Genomic DNA, 19366 nt, shown 5'->3' on the forward strand with positions numbered 1-19366 from the left:
GCGTGGACACCCGGGGAGAGGACACGTGCCGCATGACCTACCCCTTCGGCGCCGTCGTCGGGATGGACGACATGCGCCTGGCCCTGCTGCTCAACGCGGTCTCGCCGGCCATCGGCGGCGTGCTGGTGCGCGGCGAGAAGGGCACGGCCAAGTCGACGACGGTGCGCGCACTGGCCGCCGTCCTCCCGCCGGTCGCCGTCGTGCCCGGCTGCCGGTTCGCGTGCGACCCCGCCGCCCCCGACCCGGCCTGCCCCGACGGCCCGCACGAGCCCGCGGCGCCGGCGCAGACCCGCCCGGCCCGGCTGGTCGAGCTGCCGGTGGGCGCGTCGGAGGACCGCGTCGTCGGGTCGCTGGACCTCGAGCGGGCGCTCACCGAGGGCGTGAAGGCCTTCGAGCCCGGCCTGCTGGCGGCCGCACACCGGGGCGTGCTCTACGTCGACGAGGTCAACCTGCTGCACGACCACCTCGTCGACCTGCTCCTCGACGCCGCCGCGATGGGCACCGCCTACGTCGAGCGCGAGGGCGTCTCGGTGCGGCACGCGGCGCGGTTCCTGCTGGTCGGGACGATGAACCCCGAGGAGGGCGAGCTGCGCCCGCAGCTGCTCGACCGGTTCGGGCTCACCGTGGAGGTCGCCGCCCCGCGGGATCCGGCCGAGCGCGCCGAGGTGGTCCGCCGCCGGTTCGCCTTCGACGCCGACCCCGCCGGGTTCGCCGCGGCCTGGGAGGCCGAGGAGGCGGAGCTGGCCGCCCGGATCGCCGGCGCCCGCGCCCGCCTGCCGCACGTCGTCCTCTCCGACGACGCGCTGCGCCAGGTCACCGCCGTGTGCGCCGCCTTCGACGTCGACGGGCTGCGCGCCGACCTGGTCACCGCGCGCACCGCGATTGCGCACGCCGCCTGGTCCGGCCGCGACGCCGTCACCGAGGACGACGTCCGGGTCGCCGCCCGGCTGGCCCTCCCCCACCGCCGGCGCCGCAACCCGTTCGACGCGCCCGGCCTCGACGACGACACGCTCGAGCAGGCGCTCGGGGACAGCCGCCCCGAGGACGACGACCCGCCGCCTCCCCCGGACGGCGACGGCGACGACGGTGGCGGCGCTCCCCCGCCTCCCTCCGGTGACGACGGGCACGGCCCCGACTCCCCGTCGAGTTCACGTGATCTCGACGGGAGCCCCGCGGACGGCGAGCCGAGATCACGTGATCTCGACGAGGGACCGGGCTCCGCGCCGGCGTCCGAGCGGGCCGCGGTCGCGCCGGCAGACCCGTTCCGCACCCGCCGGCTCGAGGTGCCCGGCGTCGGGGCGGGCGCGGCCGGGCGGCGGTCCAAGGCGCGCGCCGAGCGCGGCCGGGTCGTGGGCTCCACCCGCCCGTCCGGGCCGGTGACCCGGCTGCACCTGGTCGACACCGTGCTCGCCGCCGCGCCGCACCAGGCGGCCCGCGGGCGCACCGGCCCCGGCCTGCGCGTGCAGCGCGGCGACCTGCGCCAGGCCACGCTCGAGGGCCGCGAGGGCAACCTCGTGCTGTTCGTCGTCGACGCCAGCGGCTCGATGGGCTCGCGGGCGCGGATGGGCGCGGTCAAGGGCGCGGTGCTGTCCCTGCTGCTCGACGCCTACCAGCGCCGCGACAAGGTCGGCCTGGTCACCTTCCGCGGCGCCGACGCCGCCCTCGCGCTGCCGCCCACCTGGTCGGTCGAGGCCGCCGCGGCGCGGCTGCGCGAGCTGCCCACCGGCGGGCGCACGCCGCTGGCCGCCGGGCTGCTGCGCGCGGAGGAGACGCTGCGGGTGGAGCGGGTGCGCGACCCGCAGCGGCGCCCGCTGCTGGTCGTCGTCACCGACGGGCGGGCCACCGGCGCCCGCGGCTCCGACGCGCTGGGCGCCGCGCACGCGACCGCCCGGCGGCTGGGCGAGGCGGGCACGGCGGCGGTCGTCGTCGACTGCGAGTCCGGGCCGGTGCGGCTGGGGCTGGCCGGCGTCCTCGGCACCCACCTCGGCGCGCACACCCTCCGGCTGGAGGAGCTCGCCGCCGAGTCGCTCGCGGCCACCGTCCGCTCCGTGCGACAGGCGGCCTGAGATGCCGAAGGGGCAGGTCGCCGTCGTCCCGCAGGACGGGCTGACGACCCGGCAGCGCCGCAACCGGCCGCTGCTGGTCGTGCACACCGGCGCGATGAAGGGCAAGTCCACCGCCGCGTTCGGCATGGCGATGCGGGCGTGGAACCAGGGCTGGCCGGTCGCGGTCTACCAGTTCGTCAAGAGCGCGAAGTGGCGGGTCGGCGAGGAGAACGCGCTGACCGCGCTGGGCCGGCTGCACGAGCAGACCGGCGAGGGCGGGCCGGTGGTCTGGCACAAGATGGGCTCGGGCTGGAGCTGGTCGCGCCGGCAGGGCACCGAGGTCGACCACGCCGCCGACGCCGCCGAGGGCTGGGCGCAGATCAAGCGCGACCTGGCCGCCGAGGCGCACCGCTTCTACGTCCTCGACGAGTTCACCTACCCCCTGAAGTGGGGCTGGGTGGACGTCGACGACGTCGTCGAGACCCTCACGCACCGGCCCGGCACCCAGCACGTGGTGGTCACCGGGCGGGACGCGCCGCAGGCGCTGGTCGACGCCGCCGACCTCGTGGTCGAGATGACCAAGGTCAAGCACCCGATGGACGCCGGCCAGAAGGGCCAGCGGGGGATCGAGTGGTGACGGCAGAAATGGCCATTTCTGCCGGGGTGGCACGGTGGTGAGCGCCCCGCGCGTGGTGGTCGCGGCCCCGAGCAGCAACGCGGGCAAGACGTCGATCGCCACCGGGCTGGTCGCCGCGCTGACCGCCCGCGGGCTGGCCGCCTCCCCGCACAAGGTCGGCCCCGACTACATCGACCCCGGCTACACCGGCCTCGCCGCCGGCCGCCCGGGCCGCAACCTGGACCCGGTGCTGCAGGGCGAGGAGCGCGTCGTCCCGCTGTTCCTGCACGGCGCGCGCGGGGCCGACGTCGCCGTCGTCGAGGGCGTGATGGGCCTGTTCGACGGCGCCACCTCCCCCGACGTCGAGCCCGGCTTCGCCTCGACCGCGCACGTCGCGCGGCTGCTGCGGGCGCCGGTGGTGCTGGTCGTGGACGCGGGCGCGCAGGCGCAGAGCGTGGCGGCGCTGGTGCACGGCTTCGCCACCTTCGACCCGCGGGTGCGCCTGGGCGGCGTGGTGCTCAACCGCGTCGGCAGCGACCGGCACGAGGCCATCCTGCGCGAGGCGCTGGACGCGGCCGGGGTGCCGGTGCTCGGCGCGGTCCGGCGGCTGGACGCCCTCGGCACGCCGTCGCGGCACCTGGGGCTGGTGCCGGCCGCCGAGCGCTCGGCCGAGGCGCTGGCCACCGTGCGCCGCCTCGGCGAGGTGGTCGGCGCCGGGCTCGACCTCGACGCCGTCCTGCGGCTGGCCCGGTCCGCACCCGACCTCGACGGGACGCCGTGGGACCCGGCCGCCGAGGTCGCCGCGGCCGCCGGGCGGCCGCGGATCGCCGTCGCGGGTGGGCCGGCGTTCACCTTCGGCTACGCGGAGAACGCCGAGCTGCTCGCCGCGGCCGGCGCCGAGGTGGTGACCGTCGACCCGCTGCGCGACGAGGCGCTGCCCGAGGGCACCGCGGGGCTGGTCGTCGGCGGCGGGTTCCCCGAGGTCTACGCCGACCAGTTGTCGGCGAACGCCCCGCTGCGGGAGGCCATCGCGGCCCTCGCCGCCGGCGGCGGCCCGGTGGCCGCCGAGTGCGCCGGGCTGCTCTACCTCTCCCGCGAGCTCGACGGCGCGCCGATGTGCGGCGTCCTCGACGTCGCGACGGCGATGACGCCGCGGCTGACCCTCGGCTACCGCGCCGCGGTCGCCCTGTCCGACAGCGTGCTGGCGCCGGCCGGCACCCGGGTGCGCGGGCACGAGTTCCACCGCACCCACGCGCTCCCCGGCGCCGGCCCCACCCCGGCCTGGCGGTGGCCCGGGGACGCGCCCGAGGGGTTCGTCGCCGGCTCGGTGCACGCCTCCTACCTGCACCTGCACTGGGCCGGCTCCCCGGCCCTGGCCGAACGGTTCGTGGCCGCCTGCGCGGCCGCCGTCCCGGAGAGGGCACGCCATGCACATCGCTGAGGGCTTCCTGCCGGCGCCGCACGCGATCGGCTGGACGATCGCCGCCGCGCCGTTCGTCGTCCACGGCGCCCGGGCGGTGGTGACCGAGGTGCGCGAGCACCCGGAGTCCACGCTGCTGCTCGGCGCGGCCGGGGCGTTCACCTTCGTGCTCAGCGCGATCAAGCTGCCCTCGGTGACCGGCAGCTCGAGCCACCCGACCGGCACCGGCGCCGGGGCGGTGCTGTTCCGGCCGCCGGTGATGGCGCTGCTCGGCACGGTCGTCCTGCTGTTCCAGGCGCTGCTGCTGGCCCACGGCGGGCTCACCACGCTCGGCGCCAACGCGTTCTCCTTCGCCGTCGTGGGGCCGTGGGTCGGCTACGGCGCCTACCGGCTGGCGCGGGCGCTGGGCGCCGGGCTGCTGCCCGGCGTCTTCGTCGCCCTCGCCCTGGCCGACCTCGCCACCTACGGAACGACGTCGCTGCAGCTCGCGCTGGCCTTCCCCGACGCCGACGGCGGCCTCCTCGCCGCGGCGGTCAAGTTCCTCGGCGTCTTCGCGGTCACCCAGGTGCCGCTGGCGGTCGGCGAGGGCCTGCTCGGCGTGCTGCTGTTCCGGGTGCTCACCGTCAACGCCCGGCCGGAGCTCGAGCGCCTCGGCCTGCTGCGCCCGGCGGCCACCGCGGAGGAGGCCCGGTGACCCGCCGCCGCCTGGTCACCGCGCTGCTCGTCCTCGCGGTGGTGGCGCTGTTCGCCCTCCCGCTGGCCCTCGACGGCGGCGCCTCCGACTACGCCGGCAGCGACAGCCGGGCCACCGAGGTCATCGAGGAGTCCGGCTACACGCCGTGGTTCGAGTCGGTGTTCAGCCCGTCCTCGGCGGAGGTCGAGTCGGGGCTGTTCGCGCTGCAGGCCGCGCTCGGCGGCGGCGTGCTCGGCTACGTGCTCGGCCGGCTGCGCGGCCGGCGGCAGGCGCGGGAGCAGCAGGCCGCCCCGCCCCCCGAGGCGCCGTGACGGGGCTGGCGGTCGACGACGCCGCCTGGGCCAGCGCCTGGCGGACCCGCTCGCCGGTGGACAAGCTCCTGCTCACCGGCGGCCTGGTCGTCTGCGCGCTCGTGCTGCCGGTGTGGCCGGGCAGCGTCCTGGTCGCGGTCACCGCCGTCGTCCTCGCGCTGGGCCCGGCGCGGGTGCCGGCGCGCACCTTCGGCCGCGCGGTGCGCTGGCCGCTGGCCTTCGTCGCCGTCGGGGCGCTCACCGCCGTCGTGTCCGTGGGCGACGGCGGGCTCGGCTGGGCGCCGGACGCCGCGGAGCAGGCCGGCGCGCTGGTCGGCCACTCGGTCGCCGGGGGCGCGGCGGTGCTGCTGCTGGCCACCACCACGCCGATGACCGACCTGCTGGCCGCGCTGCGCCGGCTGCGCGTGCCGGCGGCCGTCGTCGAGGTGGCCGGGGTGACCTACCGGCTGCTGTTCGTGCTGCTGGCCAGCCTGCGGACCGTCCGCGAGGCGCAGACCGCGCGGATGGGCCACTCGACCTGGCGCCGCTCCTACCGGTCCTCGGGGGCGCTGGCGGCAGCGGTGTTCACCCGGTCCTTCGACCGCGCGCGCCGGCTGCAGGAGGGTCTCGCCGGACGCGGGATGGAGACCGGGCTGCGGGTGCTGCCCGACTCCCGGCCCTCCTCCCGCGGCTTCCTCGCCGCCACCGCCGCGGGGCTGGCCGCGCTGGTCGCCGTCGGGGTGCTCGCGTGAGCCACCGGACACTGACCGCCGAGGGCCTCGTCGTCGGCTACGAGCGCGGCCGCCGGGTGCTGGAGGGCGCCGCGCTGACCGTCCCGGCCGGCCGCCGGCTGGCCGTCCTCGGCGCCAACGGCTCGGGCAAGACGACGCTGCTGCGCTGCCTGTCCGGCGCGCTGCGCCCGGACGCCGGCGGGGTCGCCGTCGACGGCGCGCTGCTGCACCACACCCGCCGCGGCCTGCGGGCGCACCGGCAGGAGGTCCAGCTGGTCCTGCAGGACCCCGACGACCAGCTGTTCAGCGCCTCGGTGGCCCAGGACGTCTCCTTCGGCCCGCTCAACCTCGGCCTGCCCGAGGACGAGGTGCGCGCCCGGGTGGCCGAGGCGCTGGCGCTGCTCGCCGTCGACGGCCTGGCCGGGCGGCCCACCCACCAGCTGTCCTACGGCGAGCGCAAGCGGGTGGCGATCGCCGGCGCGGTGGCCATGCGCCCCTGCGTGCTGCTGCTCGACGAGCCCACCGCCGGCCTGGACCCCTCCGCCGTCGCCGAGGCGCTGGCCGCCCTCGACCGGCTGCAGGCGTCGGGCTCCACGGTCGTGATGAGCACGCACGACGTCGACCTGGCGCTGGCCTGGGCCGACGAGGTCGCCGTCGTCGTCGACCGGCGGGTGGTGCAGGGCCCGCCGGAGGAGCTGCTCGCCGACGACGCCCTGCTCGCCCGCGCCCGCCTCGACCGGCCCTGGGCGCTCACCGTCGGCGCCCGGCTGCGCGAGCTCGGCCTGCTCCCCGCCGGCCCGCTCCCCCGCGACGCCGCCGCGTTGCTCGCCGCCCTCCCCGACCGGCCGGGCGTGACCCCGTGGACGTGACCGTCGGCGTCGGCGCGGTCCCCGGGGTGAGCGCGCACGAGGTGCTCACCGCCGTCGACGCCGTCCTGCCGCCGGACGCCCGGGTGGCGCGGCTGGCCACCCTCGACGCGCGCGCCGCCGAGCCCGGCCTGGTCGCCGCCGCCGCCGCCCGCGGCTGGCCGCTGGCCGGTCACCCCGCCGCGGACCTCGCCCGGGTCGCCGTCCCCTCGCCCTCGGCGCGGGTGGCCGCGGCGGTGGGCACCGCGTCGGTGGCCGAGGCCGCGGCCCTGCTCGGCGGCGCCCGGCTGGTGGTGGGCAAGACCGTGCACGGGCGGGTGACCGTGGCGGTGGCCGGGTGACCTCGTACGACCTGGACCACCACGGCGACCTCGACCTGGGCCCGGGCCTCACCGACCTCGCCGTCAACGTCCGCGCCGGCACCCCGCCGCCGTGGCTGCGGGCGGTGCTGCGGCGGGCCCTCGACGACGTCGCCGCCTACCCCGACGCCCGCCCGGCCCGCGCCGCGGTGGCCGCCGCGCACGGCCGCGGCCCCGCCGAGGTGCTGCTCACCGCCGGCGCCGCCGAGGCGTTCGTGCTGCTCGCCCGGGCGGTCCGGCCCCGGCGGGCGGTGGTGGTGCACCCGTCGTTCACCGAGCCGGAGGCGGCGCTGCGCGCGGCCGGGCACCCGGTGGAGCGGCTGCTGCTGGAGCCGCCGTCCTACCGCCTGCGGGACGTCCCCGACGACGCCGACCTCGTCGTCCTGGGCAACCCGACCAACCCGACGTCGGTGCTGCACCCGGCCGCCGACGTCGCCGCGCTGGCCCGCCCCGGCCGGGTGCTGCTGGTCGACGAGGCCTTCGCCGACACCGTGCCCGGCGAGCCGGGGTCGCTGGCCGGCCGCCCCGACCTGCCCGGCCTGCTCGTCGTCCGCAGCCTGACCAAGACGTGGGGGCTGGCCGGGCTGCGGGTCGGCTACGCGCTGGGCCCGGCCGACCTGGTCGCGGCGATGGCCGCCGCCCAGCCGCACTGGCCGCTGTCCACGCCCGCGCTGGCCGCGGCGGTCGCCTGCACCACCCCCGCCGCCCGCGCCGAGGCCGACGCGGCCGCCCGCGAGCTGGAGGCCCACCGCGCCGCGCTGCTGGCCGCACTCCCCGCCGGTGTGACCGTCCTCGGCGAACCGCGGTCGTCGTTCGTGCTGCTGCGGGTGCCCGGCGGCGGGCGGGTGCGCGCGGCGCTGCGCGGGCGCGGCTGGGCGGTGCGCCGCGGCGACACCTTCCCCGGCCTGTCCCCCGACCACCTCCGCGTCGCCGTGCGCGACCCGGCGACCTCGCGTGCGTTCGCCGCGGACCTCGCTGCGATCCTTGGAGCCGAGATCCCCGGTCCGGTGCCGACGACGACGTCGCAGCCGGCCCCCGTCCCGGAGGAGCACCGCTGAGCGCCACGCCCGTCGACCCTGCGTCCGGCGTCGTCTACCCCGTCGGCCTGCGCCTGCTCGACCGCCGCGTCGTCGTGGTCGGCGGCGGGCAGGTGGCGCACCGCCGGGTGGCCGGGCTGCTCGAGGCCCGCGCGCGGGTGACCGTCGTCAGCCCCGAGGTCACCCCGGCGCTGGAGGCGCTGGTCGCGCCCGGCTCGCTGACCTGGGTGCGCCGCGGCTGGCAGCCCGGCGACCTCGACGGCGCCTGGTACGCGGTGGCCGCCACCGACGACCCCGCCGTCAACGCCGCGGTCGCCGAGGAGGCCGAGCGGCTGCGGGTGTTCTGCGCCCGCGCCGACGACCGGTCGGCCTCGAGCGTCTGGACCCCCGCCGTCGGCCGGCAGGGCGACCTGGTGATCGGCGTGCACGGCGGCGGCGACCCGCAGCGGGCGGTGGGCGTGCGCGACGCCGTCGTCGCGGGGCTGACCGACGGCAGCATCCGCGACCGCGCCGCCCGCGAGCCGGAGGGCGGCCGGGCCGGCAGCGTGGTGCTCGTCGGCGGCGGGCCGGGCGACCCGGGGCTGATCACCGTGCGCGGGCAGCAGGCGGTCGCGCAGGCCGACGTCGTGCTGGCCGACCACCTGGCGCCGCAGTCGCTGCTGGCCTCGCTGCCGCCGGAGGTCGAGGTCATCGACGCCTCCAAGCTGCCGCGCGGCCGGTCGATGGCGCAGGAGCAGATCAACGCGCTGCTGGTCGAGCACGCGCTGGCCGGCCGGCGGGTGGTGCGGCTCAAGGGCGGCGACCCGTTCGTCTTCGGCCGCGGCATGGAGGAGCTCGAGGCGTGCGTCGCCGCGGGCGTGCCCGTCGAGGTGGTGCCCGGCGTGACCAGCGCGATCGCGGTGCCCGCGCTGGCCGGCATCCCGGTCACCCACCGGGGGCTGACGCACGAGTTCGTCGTCGTGTCCGGGCACGTGCCGCCGGGCCACCCGCAGTCGCTGGTGGACTGGGCCGCGCTCGGGCGGCTGCGCGGCACGGTCGTCGTGCTCATGGGCGTGGACACCGCCGGGGCGATCGCCGCGGCGCTGGTCGAGCACGGCCGGGCGCCGGACACGCCGGTCGCCGTCGTCGCCGACGGCTCCACGGCCACCCAGCGCGCGGTCCGCACCACGCTGGCCGGGCTGGCGGGGACGCTGGCCGACGAGGGCATCCGCCCGCCGGCCGTGTGGGTCGTGGGCGAGGTCGTCGCCCTGGGGACGCGGCTGTAGCCCGTGCACGCGCTCGCGGTCGCCCTGGCGCCGGTGCTGCTGGTGCAGGGCGCGGGGGTCCGCCGCCGCACGCCGGTGCTGCCGGAGGCGCCCGGGCCGCGCGCCGGCGTCGTCCCGGGCGACGGGCCGCCGCTGACCGCGGCGGTCGTCGGGGAGTCGCCGGCCGCGGGCGTCGGGGTCGCCACGCAGGAGGACGGGCTCGCCGCCCGGTTCGCCGCCGCGCTGGCCGCCCGCAGCGGCCGGGAGGTGCGCTGGCGGCTGTCGGCGCGCACCGGGACGACGGTCGCACAGGCGCCCGGGCTGCTGGTCCCCGGGCGGGCCGGCCCGCCCGCCGACGTCGTGCTGGTCGCGTTCGGCGTCAACGACACGCTACGGCTGCGCTCCCGGGCCGCCTGGCGCCGCGACGTGACCGCGCTGCTGCGCGCCCTGGCGCCGCTCACCGCGCCGGACGGCGTCGTCGTCCTGGCCGGGCTGCCGGACCTGGGCCGCTTCCCCACCCTGCCGCAGCCGCTGCGCGGGGTGCTCGGCCGCCGGGCCCGGGCCCTCGACGCCGAGCTGGGGCGCCTGACGCGCCCGGACGTCCGGCACGCCCCCGCGCCGCCGCTGGACCGGCCGGGGCTGTTCGCCGACGACGGCTTCCACCCGGGCGCCGCCGCCTGCCGGACCTGGGCCGACGACCTCGCCCGGGTGGCGCTGGCCTGAACCGGCCTCAGACCACGCGGGCGAAGACGACGGTGTTGTCCTCGCTGGCGCCGGCGGACTCGTCGAACTCGCCGCCGCAGGTGACCAGCGCGAGGTCGGCGCCGGCCGGGTGCCCGTTGAGCGTGTCCGCGAGGGCCGAGGTGGCCTTGTCCAGCCCGGTCACCGGGTCGCCGAGCACCTCGAGCCGCAGCCAGGCGCCGCCGGCGTCGACCAGGACCACCTCGTCGCCGGGGGACAGCTCCGGCAGCCGGTCGAACACCGCGCCGCCCGCGGCCCCGGCGTGACCGAGGACGACGGCCATCTGCCCGGACCCGGGCGCCGGCCCGTCGGACCACCACGACGTGGTGCGCATCGACCGCGGCACGCCGTAGCCGTCGACGTCCCGGCCGGTGAACGGGTTCTCGTACCGCACCGTCCCGCGGGACTCGACCGCGGTGTCGACGCCGATCGCCGGGACGGCGATCCGCGCCGGCACGACCGGGCCCCCGGCCGGGGTGACGGCGGCCGGCAGGGCGGGCACCTCACCGGTCGCCGGCACCGCCACCAGCGAGGCGGCGGGGGGCGCCGCGGCGGCGTCGGCCGCCGGGCGCCCCGTCCACACGAACACGCCGGCCCCGGCGAGGACGACGACGAGGAAGACCAGCAGCGGCAGGCGCTGGCCCGAGAGCTCCCTAGCGACCGACCGCACGGGACCGCGCCCGGGAGACGGCGGCACCGGCCCCGCCGGCGACCAGGAGGGCACCGCCCAGGGCGGCCGGCGGGACCACCGCGCCGGGCCCCCCGGTCTCGACGCCCTCGTCCCCGCCGGTCGGCGCGTAGCCGGGGTACTGCACGGGCTGCCCGGCCACGGGCGCGGCGACCGGTGCTTCGTGCGGCGCCTCGGGGGCGGGCTCGGGCGCCGGCGCGGGCGGCTCGGGGGTCTCCGGGAGGGCGGGCAGGCAGGCCTGGAACGCCGCGAGCAGGGCCTCGACGTCGGCCGCGACGTCCGCGGCGGCGCTCCCGAGAGCCGCGGGGTCCAGCGCCGGCGGCTGCCCGGACGCCAGGCCGGTCAGCGCTCCCTGCAGCCCGGCGACCAGGTCCTGCACGGCCGCCGCGGGGTCCTGGGACACCACGCCGTTCAACAGGTCCTCCACGCCGTCGGCCACGCCCTGGACGCAGTGCTCCGGCACGCCGAGCGGGGCGAGCGCGGACTGCAGGCCCTGCACGAGCGCCTCCGGCAGCGGCGGGACCGGGCCCTCCTCCGCGGGGGCCGGCCCGGCGGGCTCCTCCTCGCCGGCGCCCGGCAGCGGGAGCGCACCGCCGGGCGGCGCCGGAGGGTCGGCGGCGTCCCCGCCCTGCCCGGTCACGGCCTGCTCGAGCGTCGTGACGACGCCCTCGAGCGGGTCGGTGGGGGCGTCGCCCGGAGCGGCGGCGGCCACCCCGGGCGTCGCGACCGCCGCGGCGACCAGGCCGGCGACGAGCAGCGCCCGGCGGCCACGGGGCCTGCGGGACGGGGAACGGCGAGCGGACGACAACGGGACCCCCCGGGGATGTCAGGACACGAGCGGCGTCACTGTCCGGGGGGAACGACCGTGACATCGATCGGTGACGGACCCCTCCGTCCCGTCGGTTCGCCGTCACGCTGCGGAGTGAACCGGTCACCGCTCCGGCGGGCGGCTAGATGTTGGCGCCGTCCGGCGGGGGCCCCTCGGGCAGCGGCGCGGCGAAGCCGCCGCCCTCGGCGCCGGGTGCGGGCATGCCGACCGTGTAGGAGGTCATCGACAGCGACCCGTAGGCGTAGCCGTCGACCAGCACCTCCGCCGTCGTCCCGGTGGCCCCGGCCATGCCGGCGACGTACAGCAGCGGCAGGAAGTGGTCGGGCGTGGGGACGGCGAGGTCGAAGTCCCGGTGCCCGTCCAGGCGGCCCACCGCGCCGGGGTCGGTGAGCATGGCCTCGCGCGCGGCCTGGTCGAAGCGCTGCGCCCAGTCGAAGCCGGCGTCCGGCAGCGCGCGGCTGACCCCGCCGAGGTTGTGCACCACGTTGCCGCTGCCGATCACCAGGACGCCGTCCTCGCGCAGCGGCGCCAGGGCCGCGCCCATCTGCAGGTGGTAGTCCGGGCCCTTGAGCGCGTTGATCGACAGCTGCACCACCGGGACGTCCGCGTCGGGGAAGGCGTGCACCAGCACCGACCAGGCGCCGTGGTCGATCCCCCAGCTGTCGAGGTCGGCGCCCACCCAGGTCGGGGACACGACGTCGGACACCTGCTCGTGCAGCTCGGGCAGCCCCGGGGCGTCGTAGGAGACGTCGAAGAGCTCGTCCGGGAAGCCGAAGAAGTCGTGGATGGTGCGCGGGCGCGGCATCGCCGTCACCGCGGTGGCGTGCACGTACCAGTGCGCGGAGACGACGAGGATCGCCCGCGGCCGGGGCACCGCACGGCCGAAGGCCCGCCAGGCGTCGGTGTAGCGGTTGCGCTCCAGGGCGTTCATCGGGTTGCCGTGGCCGATGAAGGCGGCGGGCATGAGGGTCATGCGGCTGTCCTCCCCGGCGGCGTCCCGCGACTCGGTCCCGGACGGATCATGCCCGCCTCCGGCGGCCCCCGCGAGGCGCGCTCAGCCCGCGCGGCCGGCCGGGGGCACGCGGCGCAGCAGCGGGGACAGCCGCCGGGCGCCGGGGCCCTCCGCCGCCGCGGCGTCGCCCGGGTTGGACAGCGCGCACGACGTCAGCGACAGGCAGCCGCAGCCGATGCAGGAGGTCAGCCCGTCGCGCAGCTGCTCCAGCGCGGCGATCTGCGCGTCGAGCCGGTCCCGCCAGCCGCGGGAGAGCCGCGCCCAGTCGCGCGCCGAGGGCGTGCGCCCGTCGGGCAGCGTGGCCAGCGCCTCGCGGATCTCCGGCAGCGACAGGCCGACGTTCTGCGCCGCGCGGACGAACGCCAGCCGGCGCAGCACCGAGCGGGGGTAGCGCCGCGCGCCGCCGGGGGTGCGGCTCGCGGCGATCAGCCCCTCGGCCTCGTAGTACCGCAGCGCCGACGGCGCGAGGCCGGACCGGGCGGCCACCTCCCCGATCGCGAGCAGCTCCACGGCGCCCCTTGACCTCAAGTCGACTTCAGGTCCCACGGTAGCCGCATGACACCCACCGCACTGGTCACCGGGGCCTCCCGCGGCCTCGGACTCGCCCTCGCCACCGAGCTGTCCCGCCGCGGGTGGCGGCTCGTCGTCGACGCCCGGGACGCCGGCCGGCTGACCGCCGCCGTCGCCGGGCTGCCCCGCCCCGACCTGGTCACCGCCGTGCCGGGCGACGTCGCCGACCCGGCCCACCGCGCCGCGCTGGCCGCCGCCGCCGGCGACCGCCTCGACCTGCTGGTCAACAACGCCTCCGCGCTCGGCCCCGTCCCGCTGCCGCGGCTGGCCGATCTCCCGCCGGCGGCGCTGGAGGACCTGCTGCGGACCAACGCCGTCGCGCCGCTCGCGCTGGTGCAGGCGGTGCTGCCCGCCCTGGAGCGGGCCCGCGGGACGGTCGTGTCGATCAGCAGCGACGCCGCCGTCGGGGCCTACCCCGGCTGGGGCGGCTACGGGGCGGGCAAGGCGGCGCTCGACCTGCTCACCGCGGTGCTCGCCGTCGAGCACCCGGCGCTGCGCGTGGTCGCCGTCGACCCGGGCGACATGGCCACCGACATGCACGCCGCCGCCGACCCCGGCGCCGACCCGGCCGGCCTCGCCGATCCGACCGACGTCGCCCCGGCGCTGCTGACGCTGCTGGAGGGGGACCCGCCCGGCCCGCGCGTGCGGGTCGCCGATCTCGCGACGGCGGCGCACCGGTGACCGCCGTCGCCGTGCCCATGGGGGCGGAGGCCGGCGAGCCGCCGGAGCGCCGGGGGCTGGCCCGGGACGGCGTCCGGCTGATGGCCGTCCGCCCGGGCAGCCTCACCCACGCCCGGTTCCGCGACCTGCCCGGCCTCCTCGAGCCCGGGGACCTGGTCGTGGTCAACACCTCGGCGACGCTGCCGGCGCGCCTGACCGCCCGCCGCGCCGACGGCTCCCGCGCGCCGGTGCACGTCTCGACCACGCTCGACGACGGGACCTGGGTGGTCGAGGTGCGCCGCCCGGCCGACGACGGCCCGGAGACCGGGCTCGAGCCCGGCGCCGCGCTCCTGCTGCCCGGCGGCGTCCGGCTGGTCCTGCGCGCCGGCTTCCCCGAGCCGGCGCGCCCGGGACGGCTGTGGCGGGCGGTCGCCGAGCCGGCCGTCGCCGTCCCCGCCTACCTGGCCCGGCACGGCGAGCCGGTCCGCTACCGCCACCTGCGCGGGCCGGTCGCGCTCGACGACGTCCGGAACGTCTACGCCACCGAGCCGGGCAGCGCGGAGAACGCCAGCGCCGGCCGGCCGTTCACCGACCGCCTCCTGGTCCGCCTCATGGCCCGCGGCGTCCCGGTGGTGCCGCTGGTGCTGCACGCGGGCGTCTCCAGCCCCGAGCTGCACGAGCCGCCGGCGCCGGAGCGCTACCGGGTCCCCGAGGTCACCGCGCGGCTGGTCACCGCGACGCGGGCGGCCGGGCGGCGGGTGGTCGCCGTCGGCACCACCGTCACCCGGGCGCTGGAGACGGTGACCGGCGAGGACGGCGTCACCCGGCCCGGCGAGGGCTGGACCGACCTCGTGCTCGGCCCGGAGCGGCCGGCCCGCGCGGTGACCGGGCTGGTCACCGGCCTGCACGAGCCCGAGGCCAGCCACCTGCTGCTGCTGGAGGCGGTGGCCGGCCGGGACCTGGTCGCGCGCGCCTACGCGGCGGCCGCGGCCGGCGCCTACCTCTGGCACGAGTTCGGCGACTCGATGCTCTTCCTGCCCGGTCGCGGGACCGGCTCCGCTCACGAGGCGTGAGCCAAGCCACACCCGGCGTGGGGTGATGGAACAGCGTCACCTAGTGTTCCGGCACCGTCACCGATGCCGGGAGGCCCCTCCGTGAGACGACCGCTCCGCCTGCTGCTGCTCCCCGTCGCCACGGCGCTGGCCGTGACCGCGACCGCCGCGCCCGCGGGCGCCGCTCCCCCGCCGCGCTACCCCGTGCCCGCGCCGGTCGAGTACTTCGTCGACGAGGCGAAGCTGCCGTTCACCGCCCTGCCCGGCACCACCACGACCCGCGAGTGGGGCGTGCTGGACGACGGCGCCGGCTACCGCATCGAGGTCCCGGAGAACTGGAACGGCGACCTGGTCGTCTACGCGCACGGCTACCGCGGCACCGGCGCCGAGCTGACGGTCAGCAATCCCCCCGAGCGCGACTTCCTCGTCGGCCAGGGCTACGCCTGGGCGGCCTCCAGCTACAGCGAGAACGGCTACGACCCGGTGTCGGGCGTGAAGAGCACCCACCGCCTGGCGCAGTACTTCGACGCCACCTACGGCGCCCCCGAGCACCGTTACATCACCGGCGACTCGATGGGCGGGCACGTCATCGGCGTCACCATCGAGCAGTACCGGAACCAGTACGACGGCGCCCTGCCCCGCTGCGGCGTCATGGGCGACCGCCGGCTGTTCGACTTCTTCCTCGACTACAACCTGGCCGCCCAGTCGCTGGCGGACGTCCCGCAGGTGTTCCCCGCGCCCGCGGACTACGTGGCGACGGTGACGCCGACCATGCGCACGGAGCTGGGCATCAGCCCGGCGCCCACCCCGTCCGCGCTGACCGAGGCGGGGCAGCAGCTCCAGGCGCTGACCGAGCTGCGCTCCGGGGGTGAGCGCCCGCTGGCCGAGGCCGGCTTCGCCTCCTTCGACGAGTTCCTGCTGACCGTCCACCCGCAGTACCCGGGCTACGGCGAGGAGCCGGCCACCAAGTCGGTGCCCGGCAACGCCGACCGCGTCTACCAGCTCGACGCCGACCCGGCGCTGAGCGCGGCCGAGCGGGAGCTCAATGCCGAGGTCCTGCGCGTGCAGGCCTCCCCGGGCGGCAACGGGCTGTCGGGCGTCCCGACCATCAGCGGCACCTTCGACGTCCCGGTGCTCTCGCTGCACGGCCTGGGCGACCTGTTCGTGCCGTTCAGCATGGAGCAGCTGTACGCCCAGGACGCCCTCGCGCACGGCAACGGCGACCTGCTCGTGCAGCGCGCCATCCGCTCGGTCGGGCACTGCGACTTCACCGCCGCCGAGCGCAACCAGGCCTTCACCGACCTGGTGAACTGGGTGGAGAACGGCGTCCGCCCGGCCGGGGACGACGTCCTCGACCCCGCCGTCGTGGCCGACCGCGCCTACGGCTGCCGGTTCACCAGCGGCCCGCACGCCGGTGACGCCGACTACGCGCGGGTCTGCGCCGCCGGCTGACGCAGCTCCCCGACGGGGCGTCCGGACTCCGGTCCGGGCGCCCCGTCGCCGTCCCGGCCCCGGGCCTCACCACAGGCCGGCGGCGGCCTCCAGCAGCACCTGCCGGTCCGCCGGCGGCCGGCCGGGGCAGGCGGTGCACAGGGCCTCGCCGGGCAACCGGTACAGCAGGCAGCAGGAGGCGCGCCGGACGAACCGGACGCCGCCGACGTCGGTGTACCGGGGCGCGGGCATCGGGTCGCCGACGGCCGCGGCGAGCGGCGCGGCCAGCGCGGTGACCGTCCCCACGTCGCCGAGCGCCCGCCCGACGGCGAGCAGCCGGCCGGCCAGCGAGTCGGTGGCCACCGCCCACAGCGGCCGCTCGCGGACCCCGCCGGCCGCGGCCACCGCGGCGATCGCCGACCCCAGCGCCTCCCGCAGCTCCCCCGCCGGGTCCGGGCCCGCGGGCGCCCGTGAGACCGCGGCCAGCACCGTGCCGCCGGCGATCTCGTACAGGGTCGTGTCGGCCGGCCGCGCCGACAGCGGCCGGCCGGTGGCCAGCCCGGCGGCGACCGGCGTCAGCAGCACCGCCGACGCCGAGTACCACCACACGGTGGCGAGCACCCGCCGGTCGGTGCTGCGGTACCGGCGGCCCAGCGCCGCGATCCGCTCCGCCGTCCGGTCCGGGTCGGCCAGCAGCGTGGCCGGGAACGGGCGCGCCGACGGCGGGGCGAGCAGGCCGAGACCGGCGGCCCCGGGCACCCGGGCCGCCACGACCGCCTGCGGTCCGCCGTCCACGGCCCCAGTCTGCTGCAACGACGTTGCGGTCCCCGGCCCCGCGCGCGGCCCGGGCCCCTACGGTGTGTGCTGGGACACGCCGCCGGCACGGCGTGCGCAGCGACGAGACGGAGGGAGCACACGTGAGCGAGTCGACCGGGTCGGAGGGCCGCCGGTTCCCGGCGCCGGAGCAGCTGGCCGCGTCCGCCAACGTGGGCCCGGACGTGTACGAGCAGGCCGAGGCCGACCGGCTGGCGTTCTGGGAGACCCAGGCGCGCCGGCTGAGCTGGACGCAGGAGTGGGACGAGGTCCTCGACTGGACCGATCCGCCGTTCGCCAAGTGGTTCGTCGGCGGGAAGCTCAACGTCGCCTACAACTGCCTGGACCGGCACGTCGAGGCCGGCCACGGCGACCAGGTCGCCTACCACTGGGAGGGCGAGCCGGGCGACACCCGCACGATCACCTACGCCCAGCTCACCGAGGACGTCTGCCGGGCGGCCAACGCGCTGCTCGAGCTCGGCGTGCAGGCCGGCGACCGGGTCGCGATCTACATGCCGATGATCCCCGAGACGATCGTCGCGATGCTCGCCTGCGCCCGCATCGGCGCCGTCCACATGGTCGTCTTCGGCGGCTTCTCCGCCGACGCGCTGGCCAGCCGGATCACCGACGCCGGCGCCGTCCTGGTGATCACCGCCGACGGCGGCTACCGGCGCGGGGCGCCCAGCGCGCTCAAGCCCGCGGTCGACGACGCCGTCAGCCGCACCGAGGGCGTCCGCAACGTGCTGGTGGTCCGGCGGACCGAGCAGGACGTCGCGTGGACCGAGGGCCGCGACCTGTGGTGGCACGACGTCGTCGACCGGCAGTCGCCCGAGCACACGCCCGAGGCCTTCGACGCCGAGCACCCGCTCTACATCATGTACACGTCCGGGACGACGGCGAAGCCGAAGGGCATCCTGCACACCTCCGGCGGCTACCTCACCCAGGTCGCCTACACGCACTGGGCGACCTTCGACCTCAAGCCCGACACCGACGTCTACTGGACCGCCGCCGACGTCGGCTGGGTCACCGGCCACAGCTACATCGTCTACGGGCCGCTGGCCAACCGGGCGACGTCGGTGATGTACGAGGGCACCCCGGAGACCCCGCACCGCGGCCGCTGGTTCGAGCTGATCGAGAAGTACCGCGTCTCGATCCTCTACACCGCGCCGACGGTGATCCGGACCTTCATGAAGTGGGGCGAGGACATCCCCGCCGGCTTCGACCTCACCTCGCTGCGGGTGCTCGGCTCGGTCGGCGAGCCGATCAACCCCGAGGCGTGGCTCTGGTACCACGAGAACATCGGCGGCGGCCGCTGCCCGATCGTCGACACCTGGTGGCAGACCGAGACCGGCGCGCACATGATCACGCCGCTGCCCGGCGTGACCGACCTCAAGCCCGGCTCGGCGCAGACGCCGTTCCCCGGCATCTCGGCCAAGGTCGTCGACGACGAGGGCAACGAGCTCGGCGACGACACCACCGGCCTGCTGGTCCTCACCCAGCCCTGGCCGTCGATGCTGCGCACCATCTGGGGCGACGACGACCGCTACGTCGACACCTACTGGTCGCGGTTCGGCAAGGAGGTCTACTTCGCCGGGGACGGGGCCAAGAAGGACGCCGACGGCGACATCTGGCTGCTCGGCCGGGTCGACGACGTCATGAACGTCTCGGGCCACCGGATCTCCACCACCGAGGTCGAGTCCTCGCTGGTCGCGCACCCCGCCGTCGCCGAGGCCGCGGTCGTCGGCGCGTCGGACCCGACCACCGGGCAGGGCATCGTCGCGTTCGTCATCCTCCGCGGGTCCGCCCAGGACTCCGGCGAGGACCTGGTGCAGCAGCTGCGCAGCCACGTGTCCAAGGACATCGGGCCGATCGCCAAGCCGCGCCAGATCATGGTCGTGCAGGAGCTGCCCAAGACCCGCTCGGGGAAGATCATGCGGCGGCTGCTGCGCGACGTGGCCGAGAACCGCGAGCTCGGCGACGTCACCACGCTGACCGACTCCTCGGTGATGAACCTGATCAAGGAGAAGCTGCCCGCCACCAGCGGCTCCGAGGACTGAGGCACCGGAGGCCCGCCCCGCGCCGCGGCGCGGGGCGCCCAGCGCGCTCAAGCCCGCGGTCGACGACGCCGTCAGCCGCACCGAGGGCGTCCGCAACGTGCTGGTGGTCCGGTGGACCGAGCAGGACGTCGCGTGGACCGAGGGCCGCGACCTGTGGTGGCACGACGTCGTCGACCGGCAGTCGCCCGAGCACACGCCCGAGGCCTTCGAC

20 protein-coding genes are annotated in these 19366 nt (G+C 77.9%); 15 read left to right on the top strand and 5 right to left on the bottom strand.

Annotation, left to right across the window (positions count from 1 at the left end):
* The first annotated feature begins 32 nt into the window (after window positions 1-32).
* From ACI79L_RS18020 to ACI79L_RS18070, 11 genes are read left to right on the top strand one after another with little or no spacing between them, the layout of a single operon-like run.
* Window positions 33-2066: a putative cobaltochelatase gene (locus ACI79L_RS18020; protein WP_456938087.1), complete on the top strand. Its 2034-nt coding sequence runs from the start codon at window positions 33-35 to the stop codon at window positions 2064-2066.
* Window position 2067: 1 nt separating this feature from the next.
* Window positions 2068-2682 (top strand): cob(I)yrinic acid a,c-diamide adenosyltransferase, encoded by a 615-nt coding sequence (gene cobO, locus ACI79L_RS18025; RefSeq protein WP_456938088.1) that lies wholly within the window; start codon window positions 2068-2070, stop codon window positions 2680-2682.
* Window positions 2683-2719: 37 nt separating this feature from the next.
* Window positions 2720-4102 carry a cobyrinate a,c-diamide synthase gene (locus ACI79L_RS18030; RefSeq protein ID WP_456938089.1) on the top strand — a complete coding sequence of 461 codons (1383 nt, stop codon included), beginning with the start codon at window positions 2720-2722 and terminating at the stop codon, window positions 4100-4102.
* Window positions 4089-4775, top strand: coding sequence for an energy-coupling factor ABC transporter permease (locus tag ACI79L_RS18035; protein ID WP_456938090.1), 687 nt, complete (start codon window positions 4089-4091; stop codon window positions 4773-4775). The genes ACI79L_RS18030 and ACI79L_RS18035 overlap by 14 nt, the downstream gene beginning before the upstream one ends.
* The gene (locus ACI79L_RS18040; protein ID WP_456938091.1) at window positions 4772-5086 is read left to right on the top strand and encodes an energy-coupling factor ABC transporter substrate-binding protein; all 315 of its coding nucleotides are present in this window, start codon (window positions 4772-4774) and stop codon (window positions 5084-5086) included. Before ACI79L_RS18035 ends, ACI79L_RS18040 begins: the two co-directional genes overlap by 4 nt.
* Window positions 5083-5817: a cobalt ECF transporter T component CbiQ gene (cbiQ, locus tag ACI79L_RS18045; protein WP_456938092.1), complete on the top strand. Its 735-nt coding sequence runs from the start codon at window positions 5083-5085 to the stop codon at window positions 5815-5817. The genes ACI79L_RS18040 and cbiQ overlap by 4 nt, the downstream gene beginning before the upstream one ends.
* On the top strand, window positions 5814-6665 hold the full coding sequence (locus tag ACI79L_RS18050) for an energy-coupling factor ABC transporter ATP-binding protein (protein ID WP_456930441.1): 852 nt from the start codon (window positions 5814-5816) through the stop codon (window positions 6663-6665). Before cbiQ ends, ACI79L_RS18050 begins: the two co-directional genes overlap by 4 nt.
* The gene (locus tag ACI79L_RS18055; protein ID WP_456938093.1) at window positions 6656-7003 is read left to right on the top strand and encodes a cobalamin biosynthesis protein; all 348 of its coding nucleotides are present in this window, start codon (window positions 6656-6658) and stop codon (window positions 7001-7003) included. Before ACI79L_RS18050 ends, ACI79L_RS18055 begins: the two co-directional genes overlap by 10 nt.
* Entirely contained in the window at window positions 7000-8079 is a 1080-nt protein-coding gene (cobC, locus tag ACI79L_RS18060) for an Rv2231c family pyridoxal phosphate-dependent protein CobC (protein ID WP_456938094.1), read from the top strand. The genes ACI79L_RS18055 and cobC overlap by 4 nt, the downstream gene beginning before the upstream one ends.
* Before the next feature lie 47 nt (window positions 8080-8126).
* Entirely contained in the window at window positions 8127-9323 is a 1197-nt protein-coding gene (gene cobA, locus ACI79L_RS18065; RefSeq protein WP_456938105.1) for a uroporphyrinogen-III C-methyltransferase, read from the top strand.
* 3 nt (window positions 9324-9326) lie between these two features.
* The gene (locus ACI79L_RS18070) at window positions 9327-10025 is read left to right on the top strand and encodes an SGNH/GDSL hydrolase family protein (RefSeq protein WP_456938095.1); all 699 of its coding nucleotides are present in this window, start codon (window positions 9327-9329) and stop codon (window positions 10023-10025) included.
* Window positions 10026-10032: 7 nt separating this feature from the next.
* Here ACI79L_RS18070 and ACI79L_RS18075 read toward each other — a convergent pair whose 3' ends face one another.
* From ACI79L_RS18075 to soxR, 4 genes are all read right to left on the bottom strand, one after another.
* The gene (locus ACI79L_RS18075; protein WP_456938096.1) at window positions 10033-10713 is read right to left on the bottom strand and encodes a class F sortase; all 681 of its coding nucleotides are present in this window, start codon (window positions 10711-10713) and stop codon (window positions 10033-10035) included.
* Window positions 10697-11539 carry a hypothetical protein gene (locus ACI79L_RS18080; RefSeq protein ID WP_456938097.1) on the bottom strand — a complete coding sequence of 281 codons (843 nt, stop codon included), beginning with the start codon at window positions 11537-11539 and terminating at the stop codon, window positions 10697-10699. The genes ACI79L_RS18075 and ACI79L_RS18080 overlap by 17 nt, the downstream gene beginning before the upstream one ends.
* Before the next feature lie 142 nt (window positions 11540-11681).
* Entirely contained in the window at window positions 11682-12533 is an 852-nt protein-coding gene (gene ygiD, locus ACI79L_RS18085; RefSeq protein WP_456938098.1) for a 4,5-DOPA-extradiol-dioxygenase, read from the bottom strand.
* Window positions 12534-12614: 81 nt separating this feature from the next.
* Window positions 12615-13082, bottom strand: coding sequence for a redox-sensitive transcriptional activator SoxR (soxR, locus tag ACI79L_RS18090; RefSeq protein ID WP_456930434.1), 468 nt, complete (start codon window positions 13080-13082; stop codon window positions 12615-12617).
* A 45-nt stretch (window positions 13083-13127) separates the two neighbouring features.
* Between soxR and ACI79L_RS18095 the strand changes: the two genes are divergently transcribed.
* From ACI79L_RS18095 to ACI79L_RS18105, 3 genes are all read left to right on the top strand, one after another.
* The gene (locus ACI79L_RS18095; protein ID WP_456938099.1) at window positions 13128-13823 is read left to right on the top strand and encodes an SDR family NAD(P)-dependent oxidoreductase; all 696 of its coding nucleotides are present in this window, start codon (window positions 13128-13130) and stop codon (window positions 13821-13823) included.
* Window positions 13820-14875 (top strand): S-adenosylmethionine:tRNA ribosyltransferase-isomerase, encoded by a 1056-nt coding sequence (locus ACI79L_RS18100; protein WP_456938100.1) that lies wholly within the window; start codon window positions 13820-13822, stop codon window positions 14873-14875. Before ACI79L_RS18095 ends, ACI79L_RS18100 begins: the two co-directional genes overlap by 4 nt.
* A gap of 81 nt (window positions 14876-14956) precedes the next feature.
* A complete protein-coding gene (locus ACI79L_RS18105) occupies window positions 14957-16306 on the top strand; it encodes an esterase (protein ID WP_456938101.1) in 1350 nt (449 codons plus the stop codon).
* Window positions 16307-16372: 66 nt separating this feature from the next.
* On the opposite strand, the gene ACI79L_RS18110 is transcribed toward ACI79L_RS18105, so the two are convergent.
* A complete protein-coding gene (locus tag ACI79L_RS18110; RefSeq protein ID WP_456938102.1) occupies window positions 16373-17080 on the bottom strand; it encodes a (2Fe-2S)-binding protein in 708 nt (235 codons plus the stop codon).
* A 122-nt stretch (window positions 17081-17202) separates the two neighbouring features.
* On the opposite strand from ACI79L_RS18110, the gene acs reads away from it, so the two are divergent.
* Window positions 17203-19155 (top strand): acetate--CoA ligase, encoded by a 1953-nt coding sequence (gene acs, locus ACI79L_RS18115; protein ID WP_456938103.1) that lies wholly within the window; start codon window positions 17203-17205, stop codon window positions 19153-19155.
* Window positions 19156-19366: the final 211 nt, after the last annotated feature.

Source organism: Geodermatophilus sp. SYSU D00684, from assembly GCF_054050455.1.